The organism is Pseudomonas sp. Pseusp49 (assembly GCF_059491875.1).
In genome coordinates this window covers 321,266-331,839 of record NZ_CP168514.1, presented here as the reverse complement: position 1 = coordinate 331,839, position 10,574 = coordinate 321,266, and the positions used below count along the sequence as shown (strand labels likewise).

Below are 10,574 nucleotides of genomic sequence, written 5' to 3'. Positions count from 1 at the left end.
TTCCTTGTAGGAGCTGCCGAAGGCTGCGATCTTTTTGATGTGCGATGTAGTTATCAGGGCGGATCAAGATTATCCAACACCCGATTCACCGCCATTTCCCCCAACATGATCGACTGCTGAATCCCCAGCAGGGTGTGGCCCTGCGATCCCTTCAAGTCTCTGGCGAAGTCACTCGCCATGACGCTTGCCGAGGCCAGCGACACGCAGGCGTATTCCAGCAGGGTGCGGTTGTCGATGTCGGGGGCGATGAGGAAGATTGTACTGGTCATGATTCAGCGTCCTGAAAATGGGCGGCCACGCCGAATCGTTGCTGATCATAAGGGTGGCAGCTGTACGCAGGTTAGCAGACCGGACGAAGTAAACCGGCGCGCCCTAAGGCGCCCTGCGCACAGCCACCGTCAAGGGCAGGTATGGACATACCTGCCTATCAGGAGCGCAAATGCGCTTACTTCGATACGGGCTGCTAAACCCGATCACTGACAATCAGTGACGCGAATCAAGTTAGCGATGCCCCTCAAAGCGCACAAGCCGGCGGATTCTGGAGTAGTTGTAGGCAACGCCGCAAGGCGCTGTAGCCGTTGCGAAGGTTTTCGGAAATGTCCTACAGAAGGTGGTAAAGCATTCCGAAGGGGATGATACATCCTCATCTCAAAATGCTGGTTTTTTAGTATTCTTGCAGGCGCTTTTAGCGAGCAATTACTTTCGCGGCGAGTTCCAACAGATGAGTATCCAGTAAAACAGGAACAACAACTTTGCATATGGCAATGCGAGCAACTATCTAATTATCACACCGAGTTCGCATCCGCATTAGTCAGAATCAAGAAAATCCTAATGGTCGGATCATTCCGCAATCTTTGTAATACAATTCCGAGAGTACATTTACCCCATTGAGCGCTTTTTCCTGTTCATATTTAATTACCAAGGAGTCCAAATAAAGAACTCAGAAACTACATATCAATACCGAACAAGGATGTAGGTAATGACTCAAAATGGAATCAATTTGCCCGCCACAGATGTTATTGGAACATGGAGAGGATCATCAGGTGGATATTGGTCTACAGACGGAATCATCATTGATGGCACTTACGTTCTTCCACCACCTCAACCCGAGGTGGTTACTGAAGAAAACAAATTCTACAATATCGATATGATAAAGCGTCAAACAGGGCTTGATGAATTTACTTTCAACTTAAAAATTCTAGACAAAGCAATAAACAAAAACGATGCATATGGCGCAATAAAAGATATCTGGCGTATCGTGGAAAGCGATCGTGGGTGGGTAGATCCACACTGGAGAATCAACGATGATCTTTTCAAAAATAAAATTGTAAATTTTAGCTTGGCTGACGCCCTACAAAAAAGCGGTTTCAGTGCAAGAGAAGCTATTATTGCAGTCGCCAGTTCCAGGCATGCAGACAGCACTTCATACAAGCTGGAAACCCCAAAACTTTCTGGAGGTACATTCAGTCCTGTCAAGGCACTTGGGCATTACCTATGGGGTAATGGACAAAAGCTCGAGGTCGACATCAATACCATTGGGCTTAATATTCAAGAGCACAAACTACCCTTATTAAGACAGGCTATTGAACATACAAAATCACCTGGCACATATAATCTTATCGACCCGCGTGTTGGATACAATACATATGATGACAGCAATATAACCGGCCCTTATCTTGGCAGAATTACTTTGAGCATGGCCGGCGATTTTACACGCAGCTATGATGGGTCCTGGCGATTCATTGGTGTAATAAAGGCTTACCATGACATATACGATTTCGACAAGAGTGACAGACCACCTGCATTAGAAGAGTTAACTACTGCTGGCCGGGCACTTCCAGGAACACGTTACGAAATTGACATTTCAGGCGAACACAAAATACATCTGATAGGCAAAGGCTACCAACCTCAGCTTTTCTAACTTTCATCAAGGCAGCCAGATCATACCTGACTGCCTTCTCAATAGAACACCATGACTATGATCAACAAAAAAACTCGAACACTGTACCTCACAACATTGCTGATCTCTTCATTCACAAACTGCCATATAATCTATTTAAATTATGCAGATGAGATTTATCCCAGCACACAAGACACAATAGCAATTCCCTTGATTTCCATAATCGGAGTAATGACTATACTCCTAACACTATCCGTCGTCCAAAATCCGTTCTACAAGCAACAACGCAACAAAAAGACAACCAACATCATATCGACTATTCTTGCATTATTTGCCACAACAGCCTCCTCAATACTTCTCATTGAAAGCATTTATTACTGGCTAGCCCCGAATCACCTAGTTGTTTCTACACTCTACTTCATCGTACTTCTCACCTATTTGATTCACCAATTCAACCTTTATAAAAAAACCGTCTTTTGAACAAAGCAATCAACATACAGGGGACGTCTTTTGTGATGACCAAACGCCTCTAGCATTTAAACTAAGTAATTATCATAAAAATATCGTTATGCTTTGGACTCAACCTTCCTAGTCAACAACTCCACAAACGCCCTAGCCATCGCCGACTTCTGATCATTGCGCTGCACCAACCACACCGCCGACACCGCCGCCGGATCCAGCAACGGCCGATAGACCACACCATCAATACGCATCCGCTGATAAGACGCCGGCAACACCGACACACCGAGCCCCGCCGCCACCAACCCGATGATGGTCATCGCCTCGCCGGCCTCCTGGGCGAAGTGCGGGCTGAAACCGGAATCCCGGGCCAGGCTGAGCAGTTGTGCATACAGGCCACTGCCATAGCTGCGTGGAAAAAACACAAAGGGCTCAAGCGCCAGGGCTGACAGAAACAGGCCCTCTTCGCTCCCCTCTACCAACGGGTGCTTGGAACTGAGCACCGCGACCAGCGGCTCACGCATCAGTTCGACCACGCTGAGGCAGTCCGGCAGCCCGAGCGGGCGCATGATGCCGACCTCAATCGACTCGTCCACCAAAGCATCGGCCACCTGGGTGCTACTCATTTCCCGCAGGTTCAGATGCACCGCCGGGAAGCGCTGGCGAAAAGAGAAAATCGCCTGGGGAATGGTCGAGTTGAACGGGGCCGACGAGGTGAAGCCAATCTTCAATTCACCCAACTCACCCAGTTGCGCCCGTCGCGCGACATCCGCCGCTTTGTCGACCTGCGCCAGCACCAGCCGCGCCTCTTCCAGGAACAGCCGACCAGCCTCGCTCAGCTCGACCCGACGATTGGTACGCTCGAACAGCCGCGCGCCGACTTCCTGTTCCAGGGCCTGGATCTGCTGGCTCAGCGGCGGCTGGGAGATGCCCAGCACCTGTGCGGCGCGGCCGAAGTGCAGTTCTTCGGCGACGGCGATGAAGTAGCGCAGATGACGCAATTCCATGGAAACCCCATTAGGTCGTAAAAGCTATCAAACAGGTCGAACAATATATTGGATTGAATCATTAGCCAGCTATATGCTTTTTTCATTGCCTGACCGGCTGCGTCCTCCGAGGTCCCCCGTGAAAACTGCTGTCGCCCCACTCGCCCATGAAGTTCCTCCCGCCGCAAAGGACGATATCGCCGTCGAGCTGGCGGAGATCTACATCGAAAAAGGCACGCCAGCGTTCATGCGCACGGTGCTGGCACTGTTCTGCGGCGGCTTCGCGACCTTCGCCCTGCTGTATTGCGTGCAACCGATGATGCCGCTGCTGTCCCACGAATACTCCATCAACGCGGCGCAAAGCAGCCTGATCCTCTCTGTCGCCACCGGCATGCTCGCTTTCGGCCTGCTGATCACCGGCCCCATCTCCGACCGCGTCGGGCGCAAACCGGTGATGGTTGCCGCGCTGTTCGCCGCCGCCCTGTGCACCCTTGCCAGCGCGATGCTGCCGAGCTGGCACGCGGTGCTGGCGATGCGGGCGCTGGTGGGCCTGTCATTGAGCGGGCTGGCGGCGGTCGCCATGACCTATCTGAGCGAAGAGATCCATCCGCAGCACATCGGCCTGGCGATGGGCCTGTATATCGGCGGCAACGCGATTGGCGGGATGAGCGGGCGCTTGATCACCGGGGTACTGATCGACTTCGTCAGTTGGCACACGGCAATGCTGGTGATCGGTGGCCTGGCCCTGATTGCGGCGGCGGTGTTCTGGAAAATCCTCCCCGAATCACGCAACTTCCGTTCGCGCTCGCTGCACCCGCGCAGCTTGCTCGACGGCTTCACCATGCACTTTCGCGACGCCGGCTTGCCGCTGCTGTTCCTCGAAGCCTTTGTGCTGATGGGGGCGTTCGTCACGCTGTTCAACTACATCGGCTATCGCCTGCTGGCCGAGCCGTATCACATGGAACAGGCGTTCGTCGGGATGCTTTCGGTGGTGTACCTGTCGGGTATCTACAGCTCGGCGAAAATCGGTGCCCTGGCCGACAAGCTCGGTCGACGCAAAATGCTCTGGAGCACCATTGCGCTGATGATCGCCGGCCTGGCGCTGACGATGTTCACACCGCTGCCGCTGGTGATCATCGGCATGCTGGTGTTCACCTTCGGTTTCTTCGGCGCCCACTCGGTGGCCAGCAGCTGGATCGGCCGCCGCGCCACCAAGGCCAAGGGCCAGGCGTCGTCGCTGTACCTGTTCAGCTACTACGCCGGGTCGAGCATTGCCGGCACGGCGGGTGGCGTGTTCTGGCATCTGGGTGGCTGGAACGGGATCGGGCTGTTCATCGGCACGCTGCTGGTGATTGCGCTGCTGATCGCGTTGAAGCTGGCGAAGTTGCCGCTGCTGCCGGGTACAGCGCAGGTTTAGCCACAACTGCACCCTAGCGGTAATCGCGAGCCAAGGTACACTGACGGCATTCGTCAGTCTTGGTAAAGGGAAGCCAGAATGCGCCTGGACCGTCTCCACATTCAGAATTTTCGTTGCTACGAAGATGCCACTTTCGACTTTCAGCCGGGTTTCAATCTGGTGGTAGGGGTTAATGGGAGCGGGAAGACTTCGTTGTTGCAGGCGGTGGCCGTTTCGTTCATTGAATATGCGAATTCGATAAAACCTCAGCCAATCGGCCTAGACCAAAACGACGTGCGCTTTGTCATCAACAAATTTGAAAGTCGTAGCCGCTTCGAAAGAGAGTTCCCGCTTCTGCTTGTAGCTAAGGGGGATATCTTAGGAGTCAATAAATGGGAAACCACTCAAGCGGGTGACCATCTCCCACCTCTGGCAGACCTCGATTTAATGCTCGCAACAGATAAAGAGCTCGCAAGGTTCGATCTCGGAGAAAGTGTCGAGCTACCTGTTCTCGCTTTCTATCGATCTAATCGTCAATGGAAAGGCGCAAATATTTCGGCCGAGTTTGCGGCACAACAAAAAATCTCCCGCCTGGATGGTTACACGAACTGGTTTGATGCAGTTACCGACTTAAAAGACTTCGAAAGTTGGCTGATCGGCAAGACGCTCGAACGCATGCAAAATTTGCTGGATTCAAAAACGCTAACATCGACATTCGATGACGAACTGGCGTTGGTCAATCAAGCAATCGAGATCGCTCTGCCGAATGCAAAAGACCTTCGTTACGACCTCAGACTTCAAAGCCTACTGATCGATGTTGAAGGTGGTACAACCATTCCCTTCAACAACCTCAGTGACGGCCAGCGAGGCATGGTCGCCCTCTTCGCCGACATCGCCCGCCGCATGTGCATCCTCAACCCTCACATGGGCAAGGACGTCCTGAAAAACACTTCAGGCATAGTCATCATCGACGAGTTGGACATCCATCTTCACCCAGCCTGGCAACGCAACATCGTGCCTGCGCTGAAACAAGCTTTCCCGAAAGTCCAGTTCATCGCCGCCAGCCACTCCCCTCAAATCATCGGCAGCCTCCAACCCGAAGAAGTCATCGTTCTGCACAACGGCGATCCGTCCCACCCTCGGGTCACCTATGGTCTGGACTCCAGCAGCGTGCTGGAGGAAGTCATGGGGGTTACACAACGCGAACCCGAAATTGAAAAATTGCTCTCGGAACTGTTTTCAACACTGGAAGACAACGACCTGAAGAAAGCCAAGGCGCAACTCAAGGCACTGAAGCTGAGAGCCCCTGATCTTCCGGAGTTCGCTGGAGCAGAGGCGCTGATCAGGCGCAAGGAGATCCTCGGAAAATGAAACGAGTGCTCAAAGGAATTGAACCCGTTTCATTTACAAGATGGAAAAGCTCGGCAAACGAAGAGTGGAGTACTACTTATCCAACACTGCAAAATCCGCAAAAGCGTGATTTGCACAACAGTTTGCTGCAAGAACAAGGTTTCCTCTGTTGCTACTGCGGTAGAGAGATAGATGCTGCCAGCAGTCATATCGAACACTTCAGACCTCAAGAACACTATGAGGCGTTGGCATTGGAGTACCACAACCTCCACGCCTCCTGCCTGCGGGAGACAACACCTGGCAATCCATTGCACTGTGGTCATCGCAAAGGCAACTGGTTTGACGAGGCGCAGCACATATCTCCAATGGATGAGCATTGCGAACACCGTTTCCGTTATCTGCAAACCGGCGAAATTCAAGCCACCAAGCGGGACGATCTGCCGGCCACGAAAATGATTGAAGTACTGGCACTCGATATTGCCTACCTCAACAATCGCCGGCAGAGCACACTCCGTGGCCTGTTCGATGACGAGTTCATCACACAGGCCAGCGAGGAAGATCTGACCCGCCTCGTTGATGCAATTCGCTCTAACAGCGCTCTTGAGCAACAAGCTTTCGATCATGTGATCGCGCGCTACGCCGAACAGCTAATCGGACACTGAAAGTCTGCACAATGAAAAGCGCCCAGCATAAGCCGGGCGTTTTTTATTGAAAGGAAGTGCAACTACCTGAGCACCAGCTGCGCCTCCAAAGCATCGTCACGTTTTTCCAGGGTCAGCGACTGCAACGCGACACCGTTGCGCTCCATAGCGTCGAGCCACTGTATCAACGGCTGCGCGTTGCCATTGAGGGTCAGGCGCAGCAGCTCGCTGTCGCTCTCCATCTGACGGATTTCCAGCCCCGCTGCCGCTGCGCTCTCACTGATGCGCAGCGATAGCGGTTGACCGGTGTCGGCGGGGACATGGTTGCGCGGTGACGCCCGCTGCAGTTGCGCGGCCAGCCCCGCCTGCCGTTGATACTGGCGCTCGACAGTTTCCAGGCGCTGCCGGTTCGGTTGCCAGATCAGGCTGAAAGCCACAACCGCCAACAGAAAAGCGCCCAACACCTGCAACAGCCGTTGTTCGCGCACAGAAATGCGCCGCCATGCCTGGATCATGCCTCGTCCTCCACGGTGAGGGTGGCGTGCACCCGGTCTGCTGCTTTGTTCGCACTATCGAGCCGGATAGGTATGCCTTGTTGGCGTCCGCGCTCACGCAATTGCTCCAGCTCGGCAAAGCCGCTGGCGGTCAGCTGGATTTTCCAGCCTTCACCGGCCCTGAATTCGATGCGCCGGACCTCGACCGGGCTGGCGCCGATCACCTGCTCAATCAATTGGACCAGCCCCGCCATGCGGGTGTTTTGCGATTCGACAGGCTGGCTTTGCAGGGCCTTGAGTTGCGCTGCCATGTCGACGATGCGGTCTTGCTCCGGGTAAAGCGCCTTGAATCGCAGTTCATTTTGGCTGGCGAGGTGGCGGGCCTCGCTGTCGATGAAGCGAATGCGCGTCTCGCTGGCCCCCCAGGTCAACAGCGCCAGCGTCACCATCACCCACCCGCCAGCACGCCAGGGTAGACGCTTGCCGCGCGGGGCGAATGCGCCTTGCAACAGGTTGATGGCCCGAGTCGGGCGGTGGGTCAGGCATTGGTCGATGACAGCGGGGTCCTCACGTTCGTCCAGCCATTGCATGTCCTTGGGCAATAACGGGGTGAGCAACGCCAGGTGGTCTTGCAACAACGCCATGCGTGCCGAGAGGCTTCCACCCAACAGCCAGCGACCGAACCACCACGCACCGCACGGTTGAGCGCCGGACAACACATCGGCATCGACGAACACCCCACGCACCGCGATACCCGCCTCGCGCAGCAGGGCGAGCACGGCGGCCAAGCGTTCCCGGCCGATGACCATGGCCGGGTAGCAGCCGTCGCGATCACGAGCGCCAACACCCAGATGCACAACATCCAGCGCCTCGCTCAGTTGATCTTCCACGGCGAAGGCTATGGCCTGGGCCTCGGGTTGACGCCGCGCCGGCCAGGGCTCGCTGCGTACCCAACTGCACATTTCCATGGGCAGCAGCACATCGACCGACTTTCCCTGCAATGCCGAGGCCGCCTGACTCAGTGGCATCGGCTGGCGTTGACCGGTGGGGGACCACAGCACGCAAGGCCAGAGTGCGGATGGCGCATCCCGGCCCTCGGCGGTCAGGTAAAGCCAAGTATTCATCGCGGTTTCTCGTGGCTACTGGTAGGAAGAAAACGTCGTTGCAGCACCGTCAGCCGCTGAGTCTTGGGGTCGTACCCGACATCCGTGGCCAGATGCAATTGGCGCCCGTCCCGGATCACCTGCACGCCGATCCGATACCAGCGGCTATGGGTGCCAAGGCCGTGACTGCTCAAGCCCTGCCCGGAGAGCAAGGGGTCCTGGGTAAACGCCTGGACACTCGCCCAGGGCGCGGTTGCGGCCTGAAGCGCCAGCGCATCGGCGGTCGCGGCGTCCACCTCGCCGAGCGTTCTCAACACCAGCGTCGGTGCGGTGTTGATGTTCAAGGTGACGTCGGTGGGCAGCAGTGCCACCCAGGGCTCCAGTGTTTGCAGCAGGCGAGCGTCAATGCCGGGAAGCAAGCGCAGCTGGCTCAGTTCCCGCAGCGGCCCGACCTGGCTCAGTTGCACTGGAGGAAGCTCGAGCAGCTCGAGCAGGCGCGCCCAACGGTTGAGGGTGACCTGGTCCACCTGGCCCTGGCGTAACAAAGCGTTGAGATTGAAGCGCCCGGAGAGGTCATCGATATCGATGCGGATCTGTGCATCCTCAACCTCGAAACCCGGCGCCATGGCCCTCCAGCCCTGAATCCGCTCGACGGGTTTTTCCCTGTCCTGTAACGCGTCGCGCAACAGCAGCAACGCCCAGCTTTCCCCGCCCGATGCGAGTTGGCGCAGGTGTATCTGCTGCAACTGCTGCCCGCTGCTTTGCAGCGACAGGTGATGGCTGCGCAACAAGCCAGCGGTGATCAGCAACGCCAGGCTCAGGACCAGCAAAACACTGATCAACGCCATGCCGCGTTGATGCCCGTTCATGGCAATGCACGCGGCATCGGCAACACCCGACGAATCGATTCGAAGCGACCGACCGAGACCTGCACCTCCAGCGCCAGGGGCGCCTTCGCGTCCTGCCCGGGCGACCATTGAGCGACCCAGCCGGACTGGCTGTCGAACAGGCGCCAGTTCAACTCGCGAACGTCCTCCAGCAGTTTTTGCCGCTGCACGAGTTCTGTGCCTTCGCCCTGGCTCTCGCGCCACAGCACGTCGCCGTCGAGTCGATAGATCAGCGCTTGAAGCTCACTGCGCGGCTGGTCCAGCGGATTGCGCCAGTGACTGCGCTGGAATTGCAAAAGCGGCGGTGCGAGCACCATCGGCTGCGCAGTGACATGCAGCAGATCCCGCTCGATCACCGCCACCGCACGCTGCAGGCTCCTGAGTTCTCGCTCGTGGGTCGTCACGCCCCGTTGCACCCGCACCACGCTATCGAACAAGCCCCAACTGGCCAGCCCCAGCACGGTGAAGATCGCCAGGGCGATGACCAGCTCCAGCAAGGTGAACCCGCGCTGCTTATTCATCAACCGCGAGTATCCAGCCGCTGGCACGATGCAAGGCGTGCGTACTGTTTGCGGGGCTGACTTGAATGTCGACCTGGAGCAAACGCGGATCACCGGTGGCGCTGATGTGTTGCTGCAACACCCAGTCGCGCTGATCCATGGACACCACCTGTTGTTGCTGCCCAACCGCCAACCCGGGTTGCAGGCGCAATTCGTTCAACCGGTTGTCCGCCAGCCACGCCGCGAACAGTCGCGCCTCAACGGCGCCACGCTGTTTGACCACGTATTGACTGGCCGACAGCACGGCAGCCGCCAGTGTCGCGAAGACCGCCAGGGCCACCATGATTTCCAGCAGTGTGAAACCGCCAATGGCGGATCGGGATCGCGAGCTAGCCATCGATCGCCACCTCGCCAAGGCCATCGCCGGACAGACTCAGCCAGGTCCGGTTGCCGGACTCGAATGTCAGGGTGAAGACGCTGGTCTCATCGTTGCTGAATATCAACAACTGCGGCGGTCCTTCATCAGCGTCCAGGTCTACCGCATAGCCGTCTTGCCGAAAATGCACCCGCACGCTCAGGGGCCAATCAGTAAGCTCCGCCACCGATTCCCATCCGTGAACACCCTGGCGCATCGGCCGGTGGCCATCGGTACTCAGCCGCAAGCCATAGTCCTGCCCCTCGAATACCGCTCGCTCGCGCAATTGATGGATCGCCTGCACCATCGCCTCAGCCTCCTGCCTGACCTCGCGCGCGGGATTGCCCCCACCGGCAAGGCTCACCATGCCCAGCAAAAAGCCGACCATGACAATCACGATCATCAACTCCAACAACGTAAATCCCCGGCAACGGTAGCCCACG

12 protein-coding genes are annotated in these 10,574 nt (G+C 56.5%); 4 read left to right on the top strand and 8 right to left on the bottom strand.

Annotated elements, in window-relative coordinates:
* Window positions 1-53: 53 nt before the first annotated feature.
* Window positions 54-269, bottom strand: a complete 216-nt coding sequence (locus ACEN83_RS01385; RefSeq protein ID WP_015093148.1) for a DUF6124 family protein — start codon at window positions 267-269, stop codon at window positions 54-56.
* 710 nt (window positions 270-979) lie between these two features.
* Between ACEN83_RS01385 and ACEN83_RS01380 the strand changes: the two genes are divergently transcribed.
* The gene (locus ACEN83_RS01380; protein WP_495579298.1) at window positions 980-1,921 is read left to right on the top strand and encodes a lipid II-degrading bacteriocin; all 942 of its coding nucleotides are present in this window, start codon (window positions 980-982) and stop codon (window positions 1,919-1,921) included.
* A gap of 545 nt (window positions 1,922-2,466) precedes the next feature.
* On the opposite strand, the gene ACEN83_RS01375 is transcribed toward ACEN83_RS01380, so the two are convergent.
* Complete coding sequence (locus tag ACEN83_RS01375; RefSeq protein ID WP_495579297.1) at window positions 2,467-3,366, bottom strand: LysR family transcriptional regulator; 900 nt, start codon at window positions 3,364-3,366, stop codon at window positions 2,467-2,469.
* A 118-nt stretch (window positions 3,367-3,484) separates the two neighbouring features.
* Here ACEN83_RS01375 and ACEN83_RS01370 point away from each other — a divergent pair, with 118 nt between their 5' ends.
* The 3 genes from ACEN83_RS01370 to ACEN83_RS01360 all read left to right on the top strand — a co-directional run bounded on the left by ACEN83_RS01370 (window position 3,485) and on the right by ACEN83_RS01360 (window position 6,753).
* On the top strand, window positions 3,485-4,762 hold the full coding sequence (locus ACEN83_RS01370; protein ID WP_495579296.1) for an MFS transporter: 1,278 nt from the start codon (window positions 3,485-3,487) through the stop codon (window positions 4,760-4,762).
* Window positions 4,763-4,840: 78 nt separating this feature from the next.
* Window positions 4,841-6,112: an AAA family ATPase gene (locus ACEN83_RS01365; protein WP_493725303.1), complete on the top strand. Its 1,272-nt coding sequence runs from the start codon at window positions 4,841-4,843 to the stop codon at window positions 6,110-6,112.
* Window positions 6,109-6,753 carry a retron system putative HNH endonuclease gene (locus ACEN83_RS01360; RefSeq protein ID WP_495579295.1) on the top strand — a complete coding sequence of 215 codons (645 nt, stop codon included), beginning with the start codon at window positions 6,109-6,111 and terminating at the stop codon, window positions 6,751-6,753. Before ACEN83_RS01365 ends, ACEN83_RS01360 begins: the two co-directional genes overlap by 4 nt.
* A 62-nt stretch (window positions 6,754-6,815) precedes the next feature.
* Here ACEN83_RS01360 and ACEN83_RS01355 read toward each other — a convergent pair whose 3' ends face one another.
* From ACEN83_RS01355 to gspH, 6 genes are read right to left on the bottom strand one after another with little or no spacing between them, the layout of a single operon-like run.
* Window positions 6,816-7,247: a type II secretion system protein M gene (locus tag ACEN83_RS01355; protein ID WP_495579294.1), complete on the bottom strand. Its 432-nt coding sequence runs from the start codon at window positions 7,245-7,247 to the stop codon at window positions 6,816-6,818.
* Window positions 7,244-8,350, bottom strand: coding sequence for a type II secretion system protein GspL (gene gspL / locus ACEN83_RS01350; RefSeq protein ID WP_495579293.1), 1,107 nt, complete (start codon window positions 8,348-8,350; stop codon window positions 7,244-7,246). Before gspL ends, ACEN83_RS01355 begins: the two co-directional genes overlap by 4 nt.
* Window positions 8,347-9,198 (bottom strand): type II secretion system protein GspK, encoded by an 852-nt coding sequence (locus ACEN83_RS01345; protein ID WP_495579292.1) that lies wholly within the window; start codon window positions 9,196-9,198, stop codon window positions 8,347-8,349. Before ACEN83_RS01345 ends, gspL begins: the two co-directional genes overlap by 4 nt.
* Entirely contained in the window at window positions 9,195-9,737 is a 543-nt protein-coding gene (locus ACEN83_RS01340; RefSeq protein WP_495579291.1) for a type II secretion system protein GspJ, read from the bottom strand. The genes ACEN83_RS01345 and ACEN83_RS01340 overlap by 4 nt, the downstream gene beginning before the upstream one ends.
* The gene (gene gspI, locus ACEN83_RS01335) at window positions 9,730-10,113 is read right to left on the bottom strand and encodes a type II secretion system minor pseudopilin GspI (protein ID WP_116580776.1); all 384 of its coding nucleotides are present in this window, start codon (window positions 10,111-10,113) and stop codon (window positions 9,730-9,732) included. The genes ACEN83_RS01340 and gspI overlap by 8 nt, the downstream gene beginning before the upstream one ends.
* Window positions 10,106-10,573 carry a type II secretion system minor pseudopilin GspH gene (gene gspH, locus ACEN83_RS01330; protein WP_116580777.1) on the bottom strand — a complete coding sequence of 156 codons (468 nt, stop codon included), beginning with the start codon at window positions 10,571-10,573 and terminating at the stop codon, window positions 10,106-10,108. Before gspH ends, gspI begins: the two co-directional genes overlap by 8 nt.
* Window position 10,574 lies beyond the last annotated feature (1 nt).